Below are 24,563 nucleotides of genomic sequence, written 5' to 3'. Positions count from 1 at the left end.
ATAGTCATCTATTTTGGTATGTGAGTTCTTTCATTTGCCTCTTGTTAGGTTCTTTATATGCAATAGGGGGCATATTTTTTTATAAAACTAATTTGAAATGATGATTAGAAAGTAGAGGAGTAATCCCTTGATTAGAAAAAGTAATTCTTTATTAAAAATTTTATTTAGCAGTATTTGTTTGATATCTGGTTCTGCTATGGCTGCTCCAACTACAGATTTGAGTAAGCAAATTGTGAGTGAAAAACCGGGCTCAATACTTTCTATAGCGCAACAAGATGTGACGGATTTATTTCCTCATGCAGATCAGCGCTTATTAGTAAATTATCGTAGTCGAGGTGTGAATGACGAGCCTATAGTTGCCTCAGCGTTTATTTTATTACCGAAAGGAACACCACCAAAAAATGGCTGGCCCGTACTAGCTTGGGCGCATGGTACAACAGGAGTAGCCGATACTTGTGCACCTTCGGGTGATTATGCCGGTGGACCAATTCATTCATATCAGGAAGTTGCTTCAAAAGCGTTAGATGGTTGGCTTGCACGAGGCTATGCAGTAGTAGCACCTGATTATCAAGGTCTGGGTACTTTAGGTGCACATCCTTATATGAATGCAAAGAGCCAATTGCATACAGTAGTAGATGCAGTGCGGGCGTTACATATGCTTAAGCCAAAAGATTTTAATAAACAGTGGTTGGTGATGGGGCATAGCCAAGGCGGTGCTGCTGCTATTACCGTGGCGGCTTATGGTCAAAAAGATGCTCCCGAACTAGATTTAAAAGGGGCAATTGCTCTTGCGCCAGGTGGCTATCAATATGAAGGCATTGCAGAATATGTGTTGAGTCATCCAAACCCAGAACCAAGTGTGGCAGCATTTTTCCCGATTGTATTATTGGGAGCGCAAGCAGCAGAGCCAAGTATTATTCCTGAGAATTTAGTCAGTCCAGAAATGGGCAATGTGCTGACTCAAGCACGTAGCCGCTGTTTATCTGAACTTCAATCTGATTTGAAGAAATCTCCTTCTAGCATATTTCGACCTAATGCAGATTTAAAACCTCTTTTATCTTATTTAAAACAGCAGTCTATTGAAAATATGGTGCCGACTGTACCGTTAATGATTGTTCAGGGTTCTAAAGATCATTTAGTTGACCCTAGAGGAACATATGCTTATTACCAACAGCTATGTAAATCAAAAAAACCAACAATTTATCAAACTATTGATGGTGGAGATCATCGCGATGCACTACGTCAGAGTCATACTTTTGCCACTGACTTTTTAAATGTCATAGAGAAAAATCAGACAAAATCGTATTGCTCAAATCTTAAGTAAATGGGTTTAAATGCTACAAGAAAGCCGACTTTTCATAAGTCGGCTTTTTATATTTGAAGAAAGATGATTTTAAGTCATGTTATAGAGTCTTTCTTTTGGAAACACTGCGGTAAAGGTTGATCCTTCATTTTCTTTAGATTGCACGTCTAAGTAGGCGCCGTGTTGCATGAGTACATGTTTTACAATCGCCAAGCCTAAACCTGTTCCACCGGTTTGACGACTACGGTCGCTGTCTACGCGGTAGAAGCGTTCAGTCAGACGCGGTAAATGTTTAGGGTTAATGCCGATACCGGTATCTTGTACGCTAAAGTAAGCATGCTCACCGTCATCGTGCCAGCCAATGGTAATGGTTCCGCCTTTTGGTGTGTACTTAATGGCATTGGTAATTAAATTACTAAATGCGCTGGCAATTTCCATGTCTGAACCGATGAGGTCACAGTGGCTATCAATATGTAAATTGAGTGTATGCCCATAATCGGCATTGTAGGCCTGAGCATCATCAAATAATTGATTCATTAAGCTCGGCATTTCAATAATCTGATTTTTTGCGATTTTCTTATTATTTTCTAAATTTGATAACAGTAGTAAATCATTAACCAAAGCATTCATACGTTTGGTTTGAGATTGCATCTGGTCAAATGCACGTTTCCAGCGTGGGTTAATATCTTCTTGGTCGGTAAAGGTTTCGATATAACCACTCAGTACGGTTAAAGGTGTACGTAGTTCATGTGAAATATTATCGACAAAGTCTTTACGCATTTGCTCAAGATTATGCATACGAGTTACATCGTATGCCACAAGTAAGCGGCTTTCCCCACCAAATCGTGTGAGCTTAACCTGTACATAACGGTCATCATCAAGATTTGAATGGAGTTTAATCCCATCTGGTGCCTGATCAATATTGTTAAAATATTCAATAAAAGTAGGCTGGCGCAAAATGGTTAATAAGTTACGACCACGGTCAAGTGGACTAATTCCTAGTAAACGCTCTGCGGCTGGATTCCACCATTCAATTTGATGTTGATCATCAATCAAGACTACCGCTTCGGCAAGTGCAACTAATGAAGATTGAGCGCGGTCAATAAGTCCTACCATTTCCGCTTGAACAATACGTTCTTGGCGCTGGGCACGGTAAACGTTAAATAATAATGCCCCCCAAATTCCGTTGAGGTTCGGAGGGACATCGTATGGATTATTGGCAATCCAATCATTGACCAAATATAAAGAACGCAACTGAAGTGTAAAAAACACCACAAAGGCAATAAAAATACAGCTCCAGAAATACCCAATTCCTAAACCGACTAAACCTGCAATAATCAGGAAAAATAATAAAAGTCGTAAATCTTGTTTAGCAAACGTCCATAAACTACTGTAGCGGGAAAGCTTTTGTTCACGTACCTGTTCGGGGACGGGGTAGGGTTCATACATAAATTTTGGTTAACCTGCGGCTAAATCTGCACGTGTTGAGAAACGATAACCTGTACCACGTACAGTCTGAACAAATCGGTCTACACCAAAAGGTTCTAAGACTTTACGCAAACGACGGATATGCACATCGATAGTACGATCTTCGATGTATACATTACCGCCCCACACCTGATCGAGCAACTGGGCACGTGTATAGGCACGTTCCGGATGGGTCATAAAAAATGCAAGCAGACGGTATTCTGTTGGTCCCATATCTAAAATACTGTTACCAAAGCTTACGCGTTGGCTTACAGGATCAAGAATTAAACCATTGGCATCAATTGTTTTTTCACCGCTTAATGCATTTGCACGGCGTAAAACAGCTTTAATACGAGAAACCAATTCACGGGTTGAAAATGGTTTGGTCATATAGTCATCTGCACCAGCATCCAGACCTTGTACTTTGTGGTCTTCTTCACCGCGAGCGGTCAACATAATGACTGGAATTTCTGCTAAGTTTTCATCACGTTTTAAACGGCGACATAAGTCGACCCCACTTACGCCCCCGGGTAACATCCAATCGAGCAAGATAAGCGCCGGACGTTGGTCGACGATAATTTGATGAGCCTGTTTGGCATCTTCTGCCTGTAAACACTGAAAGCCTGCCATGTCCAAAGAGGTATGGATCATTTCGCGGATAGGAAGCTCATCATCGACAATTAAAATATAGTCATCTTTCACAGCGTAATACCTTGTAGATTTTAACGGTGAACCGTTTTGTAGTTATGACAGGCTTATTACAAAGATTAATTATGACAATTTCATTGCAGAAAAGTCTATAAAATCGAATTTAGCAATAATTTGTGACAAAAATACGGCAAGCGCATGACCAAATGATGACAGGGCGGTATAAGTTTTCTTAAAACCATTCAGTGTGTTACAAGCTTATCTCAAACCAGGTTTTTAAAACAAAAACACTGTCAAAAAACTTTAATATTATTTTGAAACTTTCGCGAGCAAAGCTAAAAAAACAATACGGCAGGCTGCTAAAACTTGCTCTAGAGACTGCTTAAACCCACCCATTACCCATCGAACGGCAATTTGTGTCACGTATCCATTTAAACCAGTAGCGATTAATGAGAGTTCATTTTCATTATGCTGGATTTGCGGCATGGTTAGCATCACAAAAGCTTGAATCATACGATCAAACTGGGCGAGAGTTTCCTGAATGGTGGCTTGATTATGTAATTCTTGGACCAAAATTGCATCGACATACACAATACGAGCTAAACGAGGGTCGTCTTTTAAAGTACTCAGTAGAGCACGTAAACCAGCATCGACCATTTGCTCAGGGTCTGGAGCCGCTTTAATGACGGCTTGCATCAAGTTTTGCTGTAATTCTTCAATCATTTTTAAAAAGATAGTCTGGAATAAATCTTCACTCTTTTTAAATGATTCATAAAAATAACGTTCGGTGAGTTTTGCTTCTTGGCAGACATCTTTTACCGTCACGGAAAAAAAACCAAGGGTTCCATAAGTTGCAATACCGGCTTCAATGAGTTTTTCGCGGCGTGCCTCTTTGCGCTCAGACAGAGATAACCCTTTGAACTGACGTTCTTTACTCACAGTTTTTGTTTTCTTTTTACTAGTTGAGTCGTTTGTCGCCATAAATAAATGGTTTCCTAATTTATCGGTTTTTCGGCAAATATGAGCCCTATGATAAAGCCGTCAACAGAATTGTGCCAATCTATCTGAAATTACAGTGTACTATATTGACAATGTATATTGTCAAAATTATATTGAAAGAGTCTAAATTGCACATGCAATGAACCAGTTGTGCAAATCGAAAAACAAAGGATGGACAATGAAAAATTTTAAAAACAAAGTCGCTGCAATTACGGGTGCGGGTTCTGGCATTGGGCAACAATTAGCAATTCTTCTGGCAAAGCAGGGCTGCCATCTTTCATTAAGTGACATTAATGAAAAGGGCTTAGAGAAAACTGTTGAGCTATTAAAACCGTACAGTAACATTACTGTAACAACCAAGAAGTTAGACGTTTCTGACCGCGAGGCAGTAAAGCAGTGGGCACAGGAAACTGTTCAAGATCATGGCTGTGTTAACCTGATTTTTAACAATGCTGGTGTAGCTTTAGGCTCAACTGTAGAAGGCGCGACTTACGAAGATTTAGAGTGGATTGTGGGAATTAACTTCTGGGGCGTGGTTTACGGTACTAAAGAATTCTTACCGTTCATTAAGCAAACACAAGATGGCCATATTATTAACGTTTCCAGTTTATTTGGTTTAACAGCTCAGCCAACTCAGTCTGGCTATAATGCGACTAAATTTGCGGTACGTGGTTTTACTGAGTCATTGCGTCAAGAGTTAGATATTGAAAAATGCGGCGTAAGTTCGCTATGCGTACATCCGGGCGGTATTCGTACTAATATCGCTAAAGCTGCAAAAATGAGTGATAGCTTGAGTAGTTTGGGTATGGACCCAACTAAATCGATTCAAAACTTTGATAAGTTATTGCGTACCCCACCAGAGGAAGCAGCTCGTCAAATTTTAGATGCAGTTTTGAAAAATAAACGCCGTTTACTCATCGGTAGCGATGCAAAAATTCTGGATGCATTCCAGCGTTTATTCCCAACGGGATATCAACGTGCTTCAACCATTGTAACCAAATGGATGAAATAAGGTTTAAAAGAAAAAAGCCATCAATTGATGGCTTTTTTATAAGGTTTAATGCATTCTAAATAAGAACTTTGATCTTCTTTTTCTTCCAAATAAATTGATAATACAAGCCTTGAATAATACATAAACTGACAAATGCCAAGGCATAGGCGACCCAAATGCCTTTAAGCCCCCACATCGAACTAAACCAGTAAGCACATGGCATTTCAATAAATAAAATAGCAGAGATGTTAATCAGCATTGGTACGGTTACAGTCCCACTGGCACGCATAATTGATGCAAAAATGGCACCTGCACCAAAGAATAAAATTGCCCAAAGTACAATGAATAAAAGCTGTTGCCCTAACACCACCACAGTTGGATCTGTGATGAATAAAGCCATCAAATATTTTGAAAATAGATAGCCAAGTGCAATTAACACACCTGTGAATAAAAAGTTCATGCCTAAAGCAGTGCGGGTAACACGTGCGAGTAAGTCTGATTTACCTGCACCAATGGCTTGTGCTGCAAAAATTGAAGCTGCAATTGAGATAGACAAAGCAGGGAACTGTATATAATTGAGTACTTGGTTGACGGCACCATAGGCAGCTGTGGCATGAGCACCAAAGCGGTTAACTAAACCTACAATCACGAGTCCCGCCATAGAGGTGGTAATCATTTGAATACCAGTTGGAACACCCAGACGTAAAATAATTTTGCTCAATTCTGGGTTGTGGCGGATATGCTGCAAAAGTTGGCGGTTTGGCCGAAGTGGGTGCTTTTTCTTATTTAGATAAATCGCAAGAAAAATTAAGATAGCTACATAACCCGTAATTGTTGCGATTGCTGGAGCAATAATTCCTAGAGCGGGTAAACCAAAATAACCTTTAAGTAAGATCGGTGTAATCACTAAACCAATTACACTGGTTAAAGCCAGCGCCAGTAAAGGGGTAGTGCTGTCACCTACACCACGTAAAATTGAGGTATAGATAATATAAACAAATAGAAGTGGGCTACCTGCGAGCATCCATTGCACATAAGGTAAAGACAGATGCATTACCTTTGGATCAGTGCCTAAAAGCTCTAAAATATCATGGGCAAAAAATACACCAATAATCGCTGTAATGATTCCACCAATGATGGTCATAAAAAGAGTAGAACCCACCACACTTTGAACTTTTTCAATATTTTGAGCACCCCATGCTTGCCCTACTAACACGGTGGTACCAGTCGAAATTCCGATAATAAAAGCGAGCAGCAAGAATAAAATAGGGAAAAAAACAGAGACTGCGGCAATTGCATCGACACCCATCATTTGTCCAACGAAGATGGTATTAATAGTGCCAGATAAATTTTGCAAGATATTGGTAGCAATGAGCGGCAATAAGAAAACAAAAAATGTTTTCCATAGATTTTGCTGATGTATTAAAGACTGTCTTGGTGGCATGTGTTCTCCATCGCCCATCTCTTTGATGAGCGGGGCGGACATTCAACTTAGCATATTTAGTTGAAATTTCTTGTAGTGTTTTACTATGCTAAGTTTCTAAATTTATTAACATTCATTCAAGATTTCTCCTGCTTTTTGCAATGTTTCATCATTTTTAGCAAAGCAGAACCGTATTAGGCGTAAAGACTCTGGGGCTTGTTGGTAAAACACCGAAACAGGAATAGCCACAATCTTATGTTGCTCGGCAAGAAACTGGCACATTTCCACATCGTTTAAGTCAGGTCTAATCTGGCTGTAATCAAGGTTTTGGAAATAAGTTCCTTGCGATGGTTTAAGCAAAAAACGGCTATTGTGAATCGCCTGATTAAATCGGTCTCGTTTAGTCTGATAAAACTGTGAAAGTTCCTGAATATGTTCTGGGTGTTGCTGCATATATTGCGCAAGCGCAATCTGACATGGTGTTGTGCCACAGAAATTAACATATTGATAAATCTGGCGGAACAAACGCATTAAATCAGGTGAAGCAACACAGTAACCGGTTTTCCAGCCTGTGACATGGAAGGTTTTTCCAAAAGAACCAATCACAAAACTACGTTCTCTAAGCTCAGGGAAATGCAACGCGCTAAAGTGCTGTTGACCATCAAAAACTAAGTGTTCGTAGACTTCATCAGATAAAACTACAATATTTTTATCCTGAATTAGTTCAATGAGTTCTAACCAGTCTTGTTTGGACCAGATTGTACCTGTTGGATTGTGGGGAGTATTTACCACAATCATACGGGTTTTATCGTTAATTCGATCTTTAACTTGTTGCCAGTTCACCTTAAAGTCAGGTGCTTGCAAGGCAATATGTACCGCTTTACCACCTGCTAACTCGACAGAAGGTCCATAGCTGTCATAACTCGGGTCAAAAATAATGACTTCATCACCTGTGTTGATGCAAGCTTGTATGGCACAGAAAATTGCTATGGTTGCACCCGGCGTAATCGTGATTTGAGTTACAGGATCAAGTTGAAGATGGTCACGCTGTTGAAATTGTAAAGCGAGCTGTTCACGCAGTGCGAGAATGCCATCACCAGGTGGGTACTGATTGTGTCCAGCCAAAGTTGCCTGAGATAGGGCTTCGAGCAAAGCAGGGGGTGCAGGAAAATCCGGGAAACCCTGTGAAAGGTTAAGTGCACCCAAGCGCTGTGCCATTGCCGTCATCGTACTAAAAATAGTCACCCCTTGTGCGGGCAATTTGGACTGAAGCTGTAGCATATTGTTCTCTTAAGGAAATTATTAACGTTATAAAATTGATTCAATCGCTGCTCGTATTACACCTAGAGTTAAGCCGATAAATGCACCTACCACAACGCCATTCACACGAATCATGTGTAGGTCGCCACCGACTTCGTTTTCAATTTTTCCAATCATTTCACGTGAGTCCCACTCATGAATGCGCTCACTCACATAGCGTATGATTTTATGGCTATATTGGTCCGTAAAGTTCATGGCAAGTCCTGTCATTTCTTTGTTGAGAACTTCACGTACTTTTACATTTTGGACAAGGTTTTCACCCAACTGCTGAATGGCAGCTCTGAGGTTCATTGCAATACCAGAGTCTTCTTTCATTAAATCTTCTTTAATGGCATCACATAAAATAGTGACAGCACCACTAATGAAATTTAGGACCTGAGGACTATCTAGCAGCGCATCTTTGCCACTATTTAGACGTTGGCTGGCAATACTCTCAGGGTTTGCCAACTCCAGCATGAGCGAGTGGGCAATAGTTTCAATTTCCTGTCGCCATGGGTGTTCATGGTCAGCCAGCATTGATTCTACTTTTTCAACCAGTGAATCAATGGTGCGCTGCTGAACATCAATACCGATCCAGCTTGCACCTTTTGCAAGAGACCAGACACCCAGCGCTTTAAACATTTTTCTTGTCAATTCGCGAGTTTTATCCGGATTTTGTACCACCCACTCATGCGCGATATCGAGGCCACGTTGCAGTACATCTTGGTGGAAGTCATTTTCCAATACTGCACGCAGCATTTCACTCGCCAGTTTATTGACTTGAGTGTTACGCACCCATTGCACACTGTTGTTTTGCACGAAATTGGCAATTTGTTCTTGGCTAACAAATTCAAAAACTTTAGGTACAGTTTGCTGAATGAGTTGTACCACTTGCGTATTGTTTTGTGGACTGGCAAGCCATTGGCCAATGGCAAGACTTAAATCAGTTTTTTCTAGGCTTCGTTCGACCACCTGAGGCGACAGGAAGTTTTCCTGCACAAATCGACCCATTGATTCGGCAATACGTGCCTTATTACGTGGAATAATTTCGGTATGATCACGTAAAAACTTAGGGATAGGAAGCTTACCAAATGGGTTTCGAAACAGAACGGTAATCGCATACCAATCTGCTAGTCCACCCACTACACCAGCTTCCGCACCTAGCATTAAAATATGAATTAAGTCTGTGTACTCTGGCAGAAAGCGATTGGCGATCAATAACCCAATCCACAGCACCACCACAATAATAAGTGCCATCGTAGCGAAATATTTGCTGCGCTTCAGATTGGGTGCATGGTGTACTTCTTCTGCCATATTCATACGGTCATCCTATTCATTTTTGTTTTACTGGCGGCTCAGGTGGCGGCAACAATTCTCCTGTCGGGCTTAAACCATATTTTTGTCCGATAGATTTGAGAATTAACGTTGCATCAAAGGCATCTTGAGGAGCCTGCTTTTGATCCCGATAACATTCAATAGTATACGACACTTGAACAGGGTCGATATTGACCACTTGCGGGAAATCGTAGAACGGATCATGCCAGAAACCCGGATAGCGGCGGTAGTAACCATACGGGTAAAAGCTTGGTGCAGATGGGTAAACTACAGCTTGACGCGGTGGCTTTTGGCTTTGATTACTTGGGTCGTTCAGCACTTTAAAAAAGCGGAAACCTTTTTGTACTGTAGTCTGTGCTGATTTCACCAAAGTAATTTCTTCGGCTGCTCCATAGCTCATGTTTGGATCAGCCTGAAAGCTGATTCGAAACGTTTGAGCATTTAACGGATAGGCCGAAAACTGGCCAAGCTGATCGAAAGTTTTTGGTTTGCTGGGTACAGTTGAACAAGCACTTAAAGTTATGGCAGTGCCTAAAGCTAAACAAAGAGAGAGATATTTCATGGTGAACTCCCAGCTGAGCATAAAAGAATGGATGCCTCAGCATTAAAAATAGAGAAGTCTTAAAAACTACTGTTCGGTTCTAATAAAAATTCGGTTTCCTCTGGTGTTGAGACACGTCCAAGGATGGCATTGCGATGAGGATAACGTCCAAAGCGATCTATAATCACTTTATGTTTTTTCTCAAAACTTAAATTAATTTCATTGCCGAGGCGTTGAAATAATTTTAAAGCAAACTCATGAATTAGCTTCGATTCACTATGCATAAATGGCATGTACAAAAACGAGCGCTGTTCTGGGTTAAGTTGTGCATCGAGTTGCAAACTAATTGCTTCTTGTGACAAGGCTAAAGCAAGTCCGTCATAAGCAAAAGATTCGGGTTGATCACGATAAATGTTGCGAGAAAACTGATCTAGCACAATAATCTCTGCAAGACGACCTTCTGGTGTTTTCCGCCAAGACCAAAGTTCTGCCCGAGTTGCCTTTTGATGAACGTCTGCAAATTGATCACGTATTTTTGCGTCAAAATCATCACTTTTTGCAAACCAGAGTGAACGGTGTTCAGGTGAAAACCAGAAGTTTAAAATGTCTTGATCGTTCATGATATTGACAACTCTTTAGCAATTATTCTTCAATAAAATCACAATTCTTTCGTGTCTTAAATAACAAGATTGTGATAAAAATTGCCAAACTGAAATGATGTGATCATATCAATAGCCGTATCATGTCACGATTTTGTATATAGTGATCTTTTATAAGCGAGCAAATGCATGAGTCAACCCACTACACCATCTCAATCAGTTATTCCTGCTTGGGTGGATTCGTCGCTACTACAAGGCATGTTACGTGGAATAGAACGTGAAAGCCTACGTATGCAAAGTAATGGGTTCTTATCACAAGAGTTACATCCAAAGGCATTAGGTTCAGCTTTAACACATCCGAAAATCACCACAGATTATTCTGAAGCTTTGATGGAGTTTATTACTTCACCACAGCCAACCATTGGTGATGCCTTGCATGAGCTCACCGATATTCATGCGGTTGTGCACCGTCATTTAGAAAATGGTGAAAAGCTCTGGCCGTTGTCTATGCCATGTATGCTAGATGACAATGAAGAACGTATTCGTCTAGCTCAATATGGCACTTCTAATATTGGCCGTTTCAAGACGCTTTATCGCCGTGGTTTAGGTATTCGTTATGGTCGCCGTATGCAGACGATTTCGGGCGTACACTATAATTTATCTTTCCCTGATTCTCTTTTTTCTGCTTTGCAGGCACATGAAACTGACGAAAAATTAAAAGCACTTAGTCTGCAAGATTATCGTAGTCATCGCTATTTTGGACTTATCCGTAACTTTATTCGTTTAACGCCACTAGTTATGTTTTTAGTGGGAGCGAGCCCATCGGTTTGCCGTTGTTTTCTGACGGGTCATGAACATCATTTGTTGCCTTTAATCAAAGGGTCATATTATTTACCGTATGCTACAGCTCTGCGTATGGGACGTTTAGGCTACCAAAACTCGGCACAAAAAAGTTTAGGCATTCACTATAACAACTTAACTGGTTATTTGGATGGTTTACAAAAAGCAGTACATTCTCCATACCCGCCATTTAGCCGTTTAGGGTTAAATGATGCCTCTGGTGAACCATTGCAAATTAATGATCATGTTTTACAAATCGAGAATGAATATTACAGTCTCGTGCGTCCAAAACAAGTTCCTCAAGCGGGTGAAACACCATCTCAGGCCTTGAAAAATCGAGGAGTGGGTTATGTTGAACTTCGTGCAGTGGATGTAAATCCATATTCGGCAATTGGAGTCAATGAAACAACAGCAGGTTTCCTTGAGGCATTAGCGCTTTATTGTTTATTAAGCGATAGTCCTGAACTGTTATGCCCTGAGCAAGATTTGATTGAGAAAAACCAGACAGAAGTGGTTAACCGTGGTCGAGCACCAAACGCAACCATTACTGATTTAAACGGGTCTTACCATATTGAAGATTGGGCACGTCAGCATATTTCTAAAATGCAGGACTGTGCTCGCTTACTCGATCAGACCTATGCAACAGATCTATACAGCTCGGCTTTAGCTGTGATGCAAGAACGTATTGATGAAGTAGATGAAACATTATCTGCTCATGTGATTGATGACACATTAAAGCATGGTGGAACCTGGAGCTTTGGTAGTCATATGGCACAGTTACATGCTGAAACTTATGAAAAGCATGAGATTAGTGCAGAGACTTTGCAATATTTTGAACAATTGGCTGTGCAATCTTTACAGCAGCAAGAACAACTTGAGCAAGAGAGTCAGATCAGTTTTGATCAATATCTTGAACAATATAGATAAAAATGAGGTTTTACATGCGATTAAGTTACCGTTTGGTGAGTGGACTGCTTGTTCTGGCAAGCATTGTCGGCATGTCTTTTGCGTTGTATTTGGAACATGTAAAAGGGTTAGAGCCATGTCCGCTCTGTGTTTTTCAACGTGTTGGCTTAATGGCAATGGGTTTTGTGGCTCTTATTGCGTTTTTGCATAACCCCGTTTCCAATGCGATTAAACGCTTTTATGCATTTTTGGCAGGTATTGCAATTTTATGGTCAGTAGGGGTGGCGGGCCGACATGTTTGGCTACAGCATTTACCACCAGATCAAGTACCAAGCTGTGGTCCTGGTTTAAATTACCTCATTGATGCTTTACCAATGAAAACCGTTTTACAAGAAGTACTTTCTGGCTCAGGTGAGTGTGCGGCAATTGACTGGACTTTTTTAGGTCAGTCTTTACCAGTTTGGTCATTGGTTTATTTCGTTTTGCTTTTGCTGGTCTGTTTATGGCAGTTATTCCGTTTTTATCCAGTATTTAAGACTGCTAAAAAGTGAGTTTAACGCGATTAAAAAAAGCTCAACTTAAGTTGGGCTTTTTTTAATCATATTAGAATAAGTGAGAATATAAGAAAAATTGATAAAAATAACGCATAATTTTGTAGACAGATAGTTCTGTTTTTTATAAAGTGCAGCCGTTTATATATCCTTATGATTATAAAAAAATGCTTTTTAATATATTTAGTGTCTTGGAAAAAATAGGGCTAAATGCTCAGAAACGTGCTATCCATGTACAGTTTTCTAATGAACTACTCAATAACCAAATATTCTTACAACGTATAGAAGGCCAACATCAGCTGAATGGTGGTCTAATGGCAGAGTTGATTTGCCTTTCAACCAATGCCCAAATTGCATTGAAGCAATTTATTGGCGTTCAAGTCGCTGTTGATCAGGTCACAGATTCGGGCCAATTGTTCCGAACAACAGGTATTGTGACTGAGGCCAGTTATGGACAAAGTGATGGTGCTTTAACGCTTTATAAGCTGACTATAGAAGACGCGACAAATTTATGGCACAAACGCCGTAATAGTCGTGTTTTTATGAATAAAAGTATCGTAGAAATTACCGAAGTTTTATTTAAAGAGTGGCAAGAAAAAAGTCCACTGTTTGCTGCGAGTTTAAGTCTTGACTTGAGTGGGTTAAGTCAAAATTATGATATTCGACCTTTCACCATGCAGCACAATGAGTCTGACTATGACTTTCTTACTCGTTTATGGCGAAGTGAAGGCATTAGTTGGCTCATTGATGAGTCAGAGCTTTTTGTTCCGCATTTTACTGCGCCAATACAAGCTCAAAAACTAAGATTAATTGATGACAATAGCCAGTATCAGGCTTTAGAGCGTCGTAGTATTCGCTATCACAGAAGTAGCGCAACCGAATATCAAGATAGTATTACTGGTTTTGTTGCAGTGCGGAGTTTGCAACCAACAGCGGTACATGTGCAGCGCTGGCAACCCGATGCCCTTGCACAAGAAGAGGGTAATGGTTCGGTTGTTACTACGCATACACATTCAGACAGCTTTGACTCCGCCACTTTAAGTCTTGAGCAAGCATGGCACGTAAGCCCCGCTTGGATGCAAGATTTAAAAGGGGAAGATCAGGCAACCGCTTCGGGTAGTAGTCAGTTAGAAAAACTAAATCAGCACTTCACCGATATGCATGCGAGTCGGGCTAAATACTTTAAAGCCTATAGTAGTGTCCGCGATAGCCAAGTCGGCTATTGGTTTAATCTACGTGAACACCCTGAAATTGATCAGCATGAAGGGGCAGATCAAGAGTTCCTGATTATTGCTAAAAACTTCTATAACCAAAATAACTTACCTAAAGATTTACATCAGCAAGTTAGCCAGTTATTAACCCAAAGTCGTTGGGACCAACACGGTTATGATGATATAGAGCGTCAAGGTAATGAACTGACTCTAATACGCCGTCAAATCAAGACTGCACCTGAATATAATCCAGAACAGCACCGACCAATTGCCTATCCACAACGAGCAAAAGTCGTGGGGCCACAAGGAGAAACCATTCATGTCGATGAATGGGGGCGCATTAAAGTACGTTTTCTATTTACCCGTAGTGATGATCATGGCCATGATGGTGGCGCAGGTAGCAATGACAACGATACCGACTCGGCTTGGGTGGATGTACTGACTCCTTGGGCAGGAGAAGGTTATGGCGCACGTTTCTTACCGCGTATTGGTGAAGTGGTTGTTATTGACTTTTTTGATGGCAATATCGACCGTCCATTTGTGACTGGGCGCATCCATGAAGCGCAGCGCTCACCCACCAAGTTCGATGTAAAAGGTCAGCTTCCAGCAACTAAAAAACTGAGTGGAATTCGCAGTCAGGAAATAAACGGGAGCGGCTTTAACCAATTACGTTTTGATGACACAACAGGACAAATTAGTACCCAACTCCAAAGTAGCCATGCAGCAACACAGCTGAATTTGGGTAATTTAAGCCATCCGAAAGAACAAGCGACAAGCCAAGGCCGTGGTGAAGGCTTTGAGCTTAGAACAGACGCTTGGGGAGCTGTGCGGGCGGGTAAAGGCATGCTCATTAGTACCTATGCACAAGAGCAAGCGATTGCAGACCATTTAGAGGCCGCACAAGCACAATCCTTACTTTCACAAGGCTATGAAAGCATGAAAATGCTCAGTGAAGTTGCAGCCAAGCAACAAACTGATGCTTTGAATGTAATTAATCGCTTACCCAAATTCATCCAGTCGCTTGAGTTAAAAACCACAGGGCAGGCATTAAATAGTACGGTAAACCTATTCAAAGAAGGTATTAATAACGATCCTATCCATGCCCTAAAAGACTGTGGTGGCTTTATTCAAGACATTGGTGCACTAGGAGGAAACGCAAAAGGCGTTGTAGATGAATTCAATTCTTTCTTTAGCGATGCCAAAGATGCGGTAGAAAATTTAAAAGCATTCATCGAAAACGTTGAAGAACATGGCCCTGATATTGTTAAAGGAAAACTCGCAAGTATTAAAGACCGAATTCATAAAAATCCATTTGAAAGTATTCAAGAGGTCGGGAAAGTCTTAGCAAATGTCGAGACTAAAGACTTTGATTTGATGAGTACGTGTGGAACTTTTAGTAAAGGCAGTAAATTGGAAGTGTCACCTTCTAAAGCATTGAGTTCTTTACAAGGCTTTATGGAGGGTTATACCCAAGGTTTAGAAAGCAGTTCCGATACTAAACAGCAAGAACAAGGCAAAATCTTTAGACAAGCCTTGATGTTATTAGCATCGCCAAATGGCATTGCCTTGACGACACCTGAAAATATTATTTTACAAGCGTCGCAAGATATTGCCGAAAGTGCCAGCGGTTCTATTAATTTAAGTGCGCAAAAAAATATTATTGGGCACGCACAAGACAAAATTAGTTTGTTCGCTGCTCAAAAAGGTTTGCGTGCTTATGCAGCAAAAGGAAAGCTCGAACTACAAGCACAAGATGATGCTATTGAAGCAATTGCGAAGAAGGTGATTAAGCTCATTTCTACCGAAGAAAAAATCGAGCTTACGAGTCCAAAAGAAATTGTATTAACGGCAGGTGGTTCACAGCTCAAAATTAATGCCAATGGCGTATTTTCGACAACAGGTGGTAAGTTTGAAAGTAAAGCTGGGCAGCATTTGTTTACGGGTGGGGCAACAGTAAATGCTGAGTTGCCGAAAATGCCTGAGAGTGGAATTTTTAGTCGAAGATTTGATTTTAGTGAATTAATTAATACTAATTTATTAAAAGATGGATTTAAATATAAAGTCATTAATCACACGAAAAAAACAGAATATATTGGCTTCCTTGATGAGTTCGCAAGGACTAGACGAATCTTTAGTGATAATCCAGATAATATTGAAATTCTTTTATTAGGCAAAAATGATGTGCATTCAGATAAATTACAACTCATTGAAGAAATAATCAATGATGGTCAAGGAAAAAGTTCAGATGAACCCTGCTGTGGAGGTGATGATGAGCATAACCATGACCACGATAGTAATGAACAAATTGAAGATGATGATTTAAAATCAGATTTTGAAAATTTCAGAATCAAGGACTAAGCTGATAATGAAAGTATTAAAGATAGTAATAGGTACATATATTCTATTAAACAGTATAAGTTTATATGCAGAAAGTACAAACGAGTGTATGAAGTATTGGAGTGAAAAATCTGCTGCATCTCTCAAGGTTTTGGGAGAGGTGGAATGTGAAAATATTTGGGAGTATGGAAAAAGTAATGTGACCCAAGGTCGCTTGAAGCTATTGAATCAATTGAAGTTAAAACCGAATAATAATCAATGGATGTCAACAGGTGAGTGTTCTAAAGTTTCATATAATAAAAACAATTATTATATTTACCGCGCATATTATAAGGAAGATAGAGATGAAATATGGATTGCATATAATGATAAAAGCTCATTTTCTTATTTCAGAAAAGTAAGTTCCCCCAAAAAAGAAGGAGAAAATTCTAAAGTATCTTTAAGTTGTGCAAAAAATGGAGAATATGATGAAGCCAGATCTGTGTTAAATACTTATTTAAAAAATAATACTTCAGTTAGTATGAGCTATTATAAAGTAGGGGATTGGTACAAGGGGGATTAATTATGAAAAAAACGATTAAATTTGAAAAAGATAGTAAAAGTTTTGAGACTAATCTAGCTGGATTTATTGAAGCTGTTAGTTTTAAAGAATCATCATCAAATTTACTACTACCCTTAACACACCCTATAAATATGGAAGCAGCCAGTATAACAAATGAAATGGGATTTATAGGATTATTCCAATGGGGTGAAGAAGCCTTATATGATTTAGGATATTATTTAGGAGATCAAGGTATATCCTATGCCGATATTAAAAATACAGATAAGAATTCCTCTTTGCGTATAAGTTGGAAAAATCAATTTAATTCAAATAACTGGGTAGGGAAATGGTCAGGAAAAAGAAATATAAATTCAAAAAAAGATTTTTTAAAGCATCCTGAAATTCAATATGAAATTATCAAGGAATGGATTAAATATTTATGTAATCAACTTAGAAATAATAATTTTAATGAATATTTCGGTACAACCATTCAAAATATAGAAATAACAGAATCGGGTGCAATAGCTGGTATGCATCTTGTTGGAATAGGGGGACTAGGAGCTTTCTTAGGAATCCCAAAATTTCATGGTAAAAAACAAACAGATGGTAATGGAACCCACATTAAAAAATATATTGAAAATTTTGGTGGGTTTGATTTGGAGCAATGTTGTAATAGAAAAATCTACGTTACATTAAAAGATAATTTAGGTTTGGAATTAAAGGATAAAGAAGTAATAATTGTTTCTCAAAATAAGGGTAAATATGTTTCTGGAGAAACAAAGGTTAAAGTTAAGAGCGATGAGAATGGTAATTTACCTGTTATTGTTAGAAGTCCCAATACAGAAATAAAAATTTGTGCTGACGGAAAAGAGTCAAATACTATTATTCAAAAAGCAAATGAAAAACAAAAAGCAATTCTAAGTGATTTTAAGGTTTCAAGTCATCCAGCAACTCTAGAAAAAAATAGTACACCACAACCAAAACCGCAAACTAATAAAACACCACAAGAAGTAAGAAATGAAAAATCACAACCTTCTACTGCTCCAGAAAAAGAGAAAGACTCTTCATCTAAAGATGTAGACTTTAATATTCAAATAGTTGAAGGTGACTCTGGTAAAGCAATCTCTAATATGAATTTTTTTATTACGTATAAAGGTAATATTAAAAAGCATACTGCTGATAGTCATGGGGTCAAGCAAAATATTATTGCAGAGATAGGCCAAGACATTGAAGTTTCTGTACAGGGTACTGGACATAAACAAGTTATACATCATTTTACAGCAAATGCAGCATTAAAAAATAAAACTGTAAAAGTAAGTCTTCCTGTACATTCTTTTAATATTTCAGTAACTCAGGATAATAAACCTGTTCCAAATACTTTGTTTAGTATTTTTTACAGAGGTAGAGAAATCTCTAAAAGGACAGATAGCCGCGGTATACTGAATGTTCGAATGTTAACAGGATTTGTTTTTGGCTTCGGTATAAAGGGAAAAAGTTTAATATTAAGTCGAGTTGAAAAAAATACTGTAACAAAAGCTTTTACAGTGAATGGGAGTGCGGTTCATGCTTCAAAAGCATATGAAGCTAATGATGCAAAACAGAAGCAAAATGTAAATTTAAATAAGCATCAGAAAGAAAAGCAGGAGGAAACTGCCAAAAAACAAGCTGATCAAGCTAAAACTCAGAAAAATAATAAAAATGAAGTAAAACAAAGTAATACTTATACTGAAAATGGAGGTAAGCCATTAACAACTGTTAGTAATCAAGCTAGTGTTACAAGTGATACAACTAGATTTCATATTTATCATAATGGGAAAATAAAAAGAGAGAATAAAGCTGCAACAGGTTTTGCTGAGTTTATTTATTATGATCAAAAAGGGAAATCCCATAATTTAGGAAAATCGAGATATGTAGTTGCTAAGAGATGGGAAAAAAAGGATGTACTAGGTAATGGTAATATTTTCTTAATAGATGTCCGACCTTTCTCATCGTACCGTCAGGGTGATGTCGGATATAAAATGTTAATGAATAGTGGACAGCAAAGATACTATCTTGCTAGTGTGGAAATGGCTGCTTTTTTAGGTGGATTATGCAAATCGGGCTATGATGATATTTCATTCAATGGTTTTAGTACAGTCAATGGATCGCCCGGAGAGAGCGCATCCCATATTAATGGAGAAGCGGGAGATATAAGATATCTTAGAAAAGATAAAAAAGCTAAAGCTGTGACTTTACAGGATGAAATGTATGACCACCAAAGAAGTTTAGAGCTAATAAATAATTTCATAAGCTTTGGATGGGGGAAATCCAAATTAATGATAAGTGAATATTTCACTAATGCTAAAGCAGGTGTAGAGCATAATTATATTTTTCCAAAGTGTTTTCAACTAAAAAGCAAAAAGCCAAGACATAATAATCATTTGCATATGCAAGGATTATTAGCAAATATAGAGGATATTTGAGGATGAAAAAAAAGAGTTTATTTGTGCTGATACTTTTTTTTGCTGGATGTGCAGAAAAAGAAGTTCATGCTTTAAGTAATAGTAATTTAGCTTTTAATCAACTTGATGGTATTCATTTAGGAGATAAGTTTGATGATGTTTTTAAAAAAAATAAAAATAATATAATAGTGCAAAATTATAAAGATATTAGTAATGTAAAAGATTGTGAAAAATCAAAAAATCTTATTATTAATGATAACCAAACTAATGTAGATGTTGATAAAAGAGGAGTGGTAACAGCAATAAATACAACAAAACCTAATGCTATAGATGCTAATGGAATAAGCGTTGGAGAAAATGAAAAAAAATTATTGAAGCTGAAAAATATTACCAAAACAAAAAAAATGGATGCGGAAGAGGGAGGTAGCTATTATGAATATAAATTTCTCTCACAGCACTCTGATTCTTATTATATTTACACTGCTAATCACCAAGGTAAAATTGATTCTATTGGATTGTTTTCTAAAGATTATATAAGTTGCTATGAGGATTAATCTATATTGTTAAATAAATTTTAATAGGTCATTCGTCTTATTTAGAAATAATAGTCTGATAGTTTTTAAAATCAAGTTAACTTGGGAATATTATCTTAAAGATAGAATTCCCTTTTTTATTTTACAGCTATTTAAGTCAAGAAGTATAAATTGAGATTGGCAATCCTTTAAGATTTAAGGGAGATTGAATTTTGTGGAAATATTTATTGTTAGTGATCGAATTAGAAAAGGATCAAAGTTTTGATGTTTGGTATTTGAAAGATCATGGGAAAGGTAATAAATCATTACCAGCAAAGGATCAAGATAGTAGAGGATTGGTGGGGCATTTTGATCCATACCATTTGCTTAAAAACCCATTATCTTTAAGTAAAGAAAAGTGATGAGATTAGATATATATTTAAAAAAGTATTTTTTAATATCAGCTCTGTTAGTGCCAAAAATTTCACAGGGAAAATATTATTCTCCATGGTGATTTAAATAGTATTTTTTTAAGCATATAAAATATTAATTAAATTGGCCGATCTGTAAAAATAGACTAAATGGTGAAAAAATGAAAAATGTATCTGTTAGCTCAACTATACTTGTAGTTTTATTAATTTTAGGATACTCAAGTAATACATCTGTAGCTAAGGATATCAATAAAATCGATGTCAAGGACTGCTCAATCGATTATGATGAGGTGGATTTTTGTTCCAAAGAAAGATTAAAAGATTATAATAATATTTTAAAAAACAAAATATCGAATTTTGATAAAACAAAATTTTAATGAATTTTAAAGAAAAAAACTATTTATATTTTGCAGTTATTGATTTAGAAAAGTTTAAGGTTTTCACATTCCCTGCTTCATTAAGTGTGATGTCAAATATCAAACCTATAGAATTCTCGTCTGATAGTAATTCATTTTGTTTAAATGGTGACTTTAATCAATATCGGAATTCTTATAGCGCAGTCAAAACTTGTTATACATATAGCAATGGAAGTTTTGATTTTAAATCTAGAGTTGAAATAGATAAAGGCATAAATAAATATAATAATTCTAGTTCTAATAATGTGATAAAAAAACTCAATTTACCAATTTCGTCAGATTTTTTTTCTAAATGTAGGGAGAAGAACTCAGCTAAGAAATGTACGCAACTTGAAAATTCTAATAATCGGGCTTACTCTTTCTCTGAATTAGAAAAAATATCTCCTGATTTTATAAATGTACTTAATGACACAAAAGTGGATTCGTTAAATATAAATACATTTAGATTCCTACCTCAATTCAAAGATAGCTTTTATTCTATTGCTGAAAAATATATTGATACAGATGAAAGTTCTAGTTCTGAATTTTATTTAATAAAAATAAAGCCTGATTTAAAAGTGGAAAAAATAGGAGATTACTACTCAATTGATAGTTCAGGCGTAATAAGTTATAGAGATAAAAATGGTAAAATTTTAAAGAAAAATTTAAAATAAAAAAAGGACTTAAATTAGACTAATATATACTTTGATTGTACCCCAATAGTTGGGGTACAGAGAGAAATTTTTAATGAACCTTTTAAAAAATTAGTAATATTTTTTATTGTTACATAAATATCAAAGTATTTTTCACGAGGAAGATATTTAAAGAGTAAATGTTCCCCTATTAGTTTCAAAAAAATGTAAATGAAAAATAAAAAATGTTGCGAAGTTTTTTATAATTTTTTCTTGTAAAATAGGTTATCAGCTTAGGTATAATTTATGAAATACAAATTATTTACATTTATTTTTCTATCTATTTTATGTAGTGTTACAAATGCAAGTAATGATGATAAATATTTTAAAGACTCAAAAAATTAATCACAAACTTGTATAAAAATTATCCTACAGATGGAGAGAAAATTATTGAGAGTGCTGATAGAAAAACTATTTCTAGGTTTTTTGCTAATCAATTAACAAATATGCTAGTAAAAGATTATGAGTGTAGAAGTAATTTAAATAGCATGTGCAATATAAATTTTAATATTTTAAGTAATGCACAAGATGATATAGGTAAATTTAGTATACTACAAGCAATAGATAATATTGTTACTGTTAAATTTGATACGCCTACACATGGTGAGTTTATTAATTTTTATTGAAGGTACATATAGTGAGAACTAGTTTTATTAAATTTTATAATTTTTTATTGGTTTCCAGCGTATGTATTTACTCAAATGCTGCAGATTATAAACCACAACGATTAGACGAGAAAACAATATATAGTAATAGTAAGCATGATCTGAATAGTATATATTCAGATATAAAAAGCTATATCAGTGATAATAAAAATGAAGTTAAGTATCTGGTAGATACTCAACGTTCTTGGTTGAAAAATAGAAATTTAAAATGTAAATTTAATGGGAAAGAAGCAAGTAGTGAAAACTATAAATGTTTAAGTGATTTTAATAATTCTAAAATAAAAGATTTGAAAAAGTCATATCTGGACCTTGATAGTTTAGAGGGAAACCTAATAAAACCATTTAAATACACAAATGGTATTGTGAAAGAGTTAGAAACAGGTGAATGTTATTGTAGTGAAAGTACAATTAAAATTTTAAAAAACAAAATTTATATATATCAAGCTTGTGATCAAGGGTTAAAGGAGCCACGTATATATAATATTGTTGGTAAGAAAAAAGACGGATTTTCTTTGGAATATCAGATTGATATGAATAATAATAAAGTTCCGGAATTTAATTTGGCATTCGTTACTAACGGTAAAAATGTTTGGAATATAGTTCCGAAAATCTTTAGAAAAGAAGATTTAATAAATTTAAATTTTGCAATTAATTATACAACAGATAATAATCTTAAAGAGATGAAACTAGTATGTTCAGTTGACTGATGTAAATTTTAAATTTAAAGATTAATATTTTTTGTAAACTGAGAAACTGCATGTTTAAATTTTTTTTAATTGGTATGTTAGCTTGGACTAATGCTGCTAATGCTGAGTTTAATATAGAAAATAATCAAGATCAGCCAGTAAATGTCAAATTAGGGTACCGGAGTGTTTTAAATTCTTCCTTTATATATACTGATGTCAGCAAAAATGTAGATTTGAAAAAAAATATCATTACTGTTCCATATGGCGAAGTTACAGTTTTACTAAATCCGGTTTTGAATAATAATAATGAAATAAAAGGAAAGAATTATTACTTTATAAGCTATCAACCTAAAATTCTATTAGGGGAAAGTCAGTATAAACTTCCTTTTGTTATTTCAGATGTTGGAGCAATTGGTACTAGTATTATTTATAATGATAATAATATTTCTATTTTTTCAATTGAAAGTTATACAAATCCTGTATCCAATAATGATTCAAAAAAATTTAAAAGTGATATATATGTATTTAATAAAAAAAGTTTAGGAATATACAATCCATCATTTTTATCAATAAATGTTAAATTAAGAAGTTTAAATGATGCTTCAATGAAATTTACAAAATTATCATCTATAAAGTATAATAAAAAAGATAAGTCATATCAAGTGGTATATGATTTTCAGAAAGTAACTGAAGATTTTACTTCAACTGGAAAAGTTAATTATGAGAATTTCCCAATTCAATATTCTTTTTCCTTGATTCCTGATAAAAATAAACCTTTTTTAATCAAAGATATTATTGAAAAGAGAAAGGGTGATAAAAATATTGTTTCGAAAATTGAAAATAATGATATGTATTCATATTTTTTAAAATAGAAATATTTTAATATAAATATATTCTTATAAGCAGTAATAAATTAATATAATTTTTTTGCTGCTTATAAATAATTGGTAATATTGAAAATATTTTCTTATTAATAAAAGTTAATACCGAATGACTAAATATCTTAAATTTATAGTTTTTACCACTTTCATGATTGGATCTACTGAGGCTTCATATGCTGATTTTGGTTTTATTCAAGATAAAGATGGGTATGTGAATGTAAGGGAAAATTCAAGTTTAAGTTCGAAAGTTACAACCAAATTAAATAATAATGAAATTGTTTCTTGTGTGATGGATGAAGAGACTAATAATTTTTGTTTAGTTAATGCAAGTAATGGTGTAACTGGATTTGTCTATAAAAATAGAATAAATAGTTTTGGTGGTTACACTTCTATTAAACTATCTCAATATTCTAGAGAAAAAGCTGTTTATAGTGATAAAAATATAATAGTAGAAGTGTATGCAAAAAAAGCTATTTTAGATCTTAAACTTTATAAAACTTTTAAAGGTGAATATAAGTATTTTAATGATAAAAAGTTCTTTGGTACAGATGGTAGCTTACCTAACAATAATTTTTTACAACTTGATAAAATTATTGTTAAAGAAAAAGATAACAGAATAGAAATCAGTAGAACTGAGCTCGAGCAATATTTTTTCCCTAAAGATGGTGTCGATGGAGGCAAGAATGAGCTTGCTGATTTTAAAATATATTATTTAAATAATAATATTTATATTTTAAATACTTTTAATAATGGTGGTACAGCAGCTTATAACATTGTTTTAAATATGAAAAATGGAAAAGTAGTTGCCAATAAAGCTTGGAAAGTTGAAATTTAAAAATATTTTCTTCCCTCTACAAAAGCCAATTAAT

Annotated in this window: 21 protein-coding genes and 1 pseudogene; 14 read left to right on the top strand and 8 right to left on the bottom strand. The window is 36.0% G+C overall.

Going from position 1 to position 24,563, the window contains the following annotated elements:
* Positions 1-127: 127 nt before the first annotated feature.
* Positions 128-1,324, top strand: coding sequence for an alpha/beta fold hydrolase (locus tag C1642_RS03795; RefSeq protein ID WP_103235940.1), 1,197 nt, complete (start codon positions 128-130; stop codon positions 1,322-1,324).
* Between the two features lie 69 nt (positions 1,325-1,393).
* Here C1642_RS03795 and phoR read toward each other — a convergent pair whose 3' ends face one another.
* The 3 genes from phoR to C1642_RS03780 form a co-directional block, all read right to left on the bottom strand.
* The gene (gene phoR / locus C1642_RS03790; protein ID WP_000273191.1) at positions 1,394-2,752 is read right to left on the bottom strand and encodes a phosphate regulon sensor histidine kinase PhoR; all 1,359 of its coding nucleotides are present in this window, start codon (positions 2,750-2,752) and stop codon (positions 1,394-1,396) included.
* 9 nt (positions 2,753-2,761) lie between these two features.
* Positions 2,762-3,472, bottom strand: coding sequence for a phosphate regulon transcriptional regulator PhoB (phoB, locus tag C1642_RS03785; protein ID WP_000650776.1), 711 nt, complete (start codon positions 3,470-3,472; stop codon positions 2,762-2,764).
* 255 nt (positions 3,473-3,727) lie between these two features.
* A complete protein-coding gene (locus C1642_RS03780; RefSeq protein WP_000224581.1) occupies positions 3,728-4,399 on the bottom strand; it encodes a TetR/AcrR family transcriptional regulator in 672 nt (223 codons plus the stop codon).
* A gap of 196 nt (positions 4,400-4,595) precedes the next feature.
* Here C1642_RS03780 and C1642_RS03775 point away from each other — a divergent pair, with 196 nt between their 5' ends.
* Positions 4,596-5,429, top strand: a complete 834-nt coding sequence (locus tag C1642_RS03775; RefSeq protein WP_000787755.1) for an SDR family NAD(P)-dependent oxidoreductase — start codon at positions 4,596-4,598, stop codon at positions 5,427-5,429.
* 55 nt (positions 5,430-5,484) lie between these two features.
* On the opposite strand, the gene C1642_RS03770 is transcribed toward C1642_RS03775, so the two are convergent.
* The 5 genes from C1642_RS03770 to C1642_RS03750 form a co-directional block, all read right to left on the bottom strand.
* The gene (locus tag C1642_RS03770) at positions 5,485-6,852 is read right to left on the bottom strand and encodes an MATE family efflux transporter (protein ID WP_213064246.1); all 1,368 of its coding nucleotides are present in this window, start codon (positions 6,850-6,852) and stop codon (positions 5,485-5,487) included.
* Between the two features lie 105 nt (positions 6,853-6,957).
* Complete coding sequence (locus tag C1642_RS03765; protein WP_103235938.1) at positions 6,958-8,112, bottom strand: pyridoxal phosphate-dependent aminotransferase; 1,155 nt, start codon at positions 8,110-8,112, stop codon at positions 6,958-6,960.
* A gap of 27 nt (positions 8,113-8,139) precedes the next feature.
* Entirely contained in the window at positions 8,140-9,450 is a 1,311-nt protein-coding gene (locus C1642_RS03760; RefSeq protein ID WP_001055481.1) for a DUF445 domain-containing protein, read from the bottom strand.
* 13 nt (positions 9,451-9,463) lie between these two features.
* Complete coding sequence (locus tag C1642_RS03755; RefSeq protein WP_000876371.1) at positions 9,464-10,027, bottom strand: CC0125/CC1285 family lipoprotein; 564 nt, start codon at positions 10,025-10,027, stop codon at positions 9,464-9,466.
* Between the two features lie 59 nt (positions 10,028-10,086).
* A complete protein-coding gene (locus tag C1642_RS03750) occupies positions 10,087-10,626 on the bottom strand; it encodes a DUF924 family protein (RefSeq protein WP_103235937.1) in 540 nt (179 codons plus the stop codon).
* 168 nt (positions 10,627-10,794) lie between these two features.
* On the opposite strand from C1642_RS03750, the gene gshA reads away from it, so the two are divergent.
* The 12 genes and pseudogenes from gshA (at position 10,795) to C1642_RS03690 (ending at position 24,529) form a co-directional block, all read left to right on the top strand.
* Entirely contained in the window at positions 10,795-12,372 is a 1,578-nt protein-coding gene (gene gshA / locus C1642_RS03745; RefSeq protein ID WP_032050626.1) for a glutamate--cysteine ligase, read from the top strand.
* A 14-nt stretch (positions 12,373-12,386) separates the two neighbouring features.
* Entirely contained in the window at positions 12,387-12,902 is a 516-nt protein-coding gene (locus C1642_RS03740) for a disulfide bond formation protein B (RefSeq protein ID WP_103235936.1), read from the top strand.
* A 167-nt stretch (positions 12,903-13,069) separates the two neighbouring features.
* The gene (locus C1642_RS03735; protein ID WP_103235935.1) at positions 13,070-16,471 is read left to right on the top strand and encodes a type VI secretion system Vgr family protein; all 3,402 of its coding nucleotides are present in this window, start codon (positions 13,070-13,072) and stop codon (positions 16,469-16,471) included.
* 7 nt (positions 16,472-16,478) lie between these two features.
* On the top strand, positions 16,479-17,012 hold the full coding sequence (locus C1642_RS03730) for a hypothetical protein (RefSeq protein ID WP_000866182.1): 534 nt from the start codon (positions 16,479-16,481) through the stop codon (positions 17,010-17,012).
* 2 nt (positions 17,013-17,014) lie between these two features.
* Positions 17,015-19,453 (top strand): hypothetical protein, encoded by a 2,439-nt coding sequence (locus C1642_RS03725; protein ID WP_103235934.1) that lies wholly within the window; start codon positions 17,015-17,017, stop codon positions 19,451-19,453.
* Positions 19,454-19,455: 2 nt separating this feature from the next.
* Positions 19,456-19,986, top strand: a complete 531-nt coding sequence (locus C1642_RS03720) for a hypothetical protein (protein ID WP_103235933.1) — start codon at positions 19,456-19,458, stop codon at positions 19,984-19,986.
* Between the two features lie 191 nt (positions 19,987-20,177).
* The gene (locus C1642_RS03715; protein ID WP_000266124.1) at positions 20,178-20,366 is read left to right on the top strand and encodes a hypothetical protein; all 189 of its coding nucleotides are present in this window, start codon (positions 20,178-20,180) and stop codon (positions 20,364-20,366) included.
* A 170-nt stretch (positions 20,367-20,536) separates the two neighbouring features.
* A pseudogene (locus C1642_RS03710) lies at positions 20,537-21,444 on the top strand (hypothetical protein).
* 371 nt (positions 21,445-21,815) lie between these two features.
* Positions 21,816-22,088 carry a hypothetical protein gene (locus tag C1642_RS03705; protein WP_228153826.1) on the top strand — a complete coding sequence of 91 codons (273 nt, stop codon included), beginning with the start codon at positions 21,816-21,818 and terminating at the stop codon, positions 22,086-22,088.
* An 11-nt stretch (positions 22,089-22,099) separates the two neighbouring features.
* Positions 22,100-22,834: a lysozyme inhibitor LprI family protein gene (locus C1642_RS03700; RefSeq protein WP_103235932.1), complete on the top strand. Its 735-nt coding sequence runs from the start codon at positions 22,100-22,102 to the stop codon at positions 22,832-22,834.
* Positions 22,835-22,884: 50 nt separating this feature from the next.
* Positions 22,885-23,685, top strand: coding sequence for a hypothetical protein (locus tag C1642_RS03695; protein WP_103235931.1), 801 nt, complete (start codon positions 22,885-22,887; stop codon positions 23,683-23,685).
* 118 nt (positions 23,686-23,803) lie between these two features.
* Positions 23,804-24,529, top strand: coding sequence for an SH3 domain-containing protein (locus C1642_RS03690; RefSeq protein WP_103235930.1), 726 nt, complete (start codon positions 23,804-23,806; stop codon positions 24,527-24,529).
* Positions 24,530-24,563 lie beyond the last annotated feature (34 nt).

The sequence above is a fragment of the Acinetobacter sp. AKBS16 genome (assembly GCF_002899995.1).
Lineage (GTDB): Bacteria > Pseudomonadota > Gammaproteobacteria > Pseudomonadales > Moraxellaceae > Acinetobacter > Acinetobacter baumannii.
This window is presented reverse-complemented; position numbering and strand designations above follow the sequence as displayed.

Coding starts and splice junctions, on each gene's coding strand:
- C1642_RS03775 (WP_000787755.1), top strand. CDS start 4,596: ATGAAAAATTTTAAAAACAAAGTCGCTGCAATTACGGGTGCGGGTTCT.
- C1642_RS03765 (WP_103235938.1), bottom strand. CDS start 8,112: ATGCTACAGCTTCAGTCCAAATTGCCCGCACAAGGGGTGACTATTTTT.
- C1642_RS03740 (WP_103235936.1), top strand. CDS start 12,387: ATGCGATTAAGTTACCGTTTGGTGAGTGGACTGCTTGTTCTGGCAAGC.
- C1642_RS03725 (WP_103235934.1), top strand. CDS start 17,015: ATGAAAAAAACGATTAAATTTGAAAAAGATAGTAAAAGTTTTGAGACT.
- C1642_RS03755 (WP_000876371.1), bottom strand. CDS start 10,027: ATGAAATATCTCTCTCTTTGTTTAGCTTTAGGCACTGCCATAACTTTA.
- phoR (WP_000273191.1), bottom strand. CDS start 2,752: ATGTATGAACCCTACCCCGTCCCCGAACAGGTACGTGAACAAAAGCTT.
- C1642_RS03750 (WP_103235937.1), bottom strand. CDS start 10,626: ATGAACGATCAAGACATTTTAAACTTCTGGTTTTCACCTGAACACCGT.
- C1642_RS03690 (WP_103235930.1), top strand. CDS start 23,804: ATGACTAAATATCTTAAATTTATAGTTTTTACCACTTTCATGATTGGA.
- C1642_RS03770 (WP_213064246.1), bottom strand. CDS start 6,852: ATGCCACCAAGACAGTCTTTAATACATCAGCAAAATCTATGGAAAACA.
- C1642_RS03780 (WP_000224581.1), bottom strand. CDS start 4,399: ATGGCGACAAACGACTCAACTAGTAAAAAGAAAACAAAAACTGTGAGT.
- gshA (WP_032050626.1), top strand. CDS start 10,795: ATGAGTCAACCCACTACACCATCTCAATCAGTTATTCCTGCTTGGGTG.
- C1642_RS03720 (WP_103235933.1), top strand. CDS start 19,456: ATGAAAAAAAAGAGTTTATTTGTGCTGATACTTTTTTTTGCTGGATGT.
- C1642_RS03735 (WP_103235935.1), top strand. CDS start 13,070: ATGCTTTTTAATATATTTAGTGTCTTGGAAAAAATAGGGCTAAATGCT.
- C1642_RS03695 (WP_103235931.1), top strand. CDS start 22,885: ATGTTTAAATTTTTTTTAATTGGTATGTTAGCTTGGACTAATGCTGCT.
- C1642_RS03760 (WP_001055481.1), bottom strand. CDS start 9,450: ATGAATATGGCAGAAGAAGTACACCATGCACCCAATCTGAAGCGCAGC.
- C1642_RS03730 (WP_000866182.1), top strand. CDS start 16,479: ATGAAAGTATTAAAGATAGTAATAGGTACATATATTCTATTAAACAGT.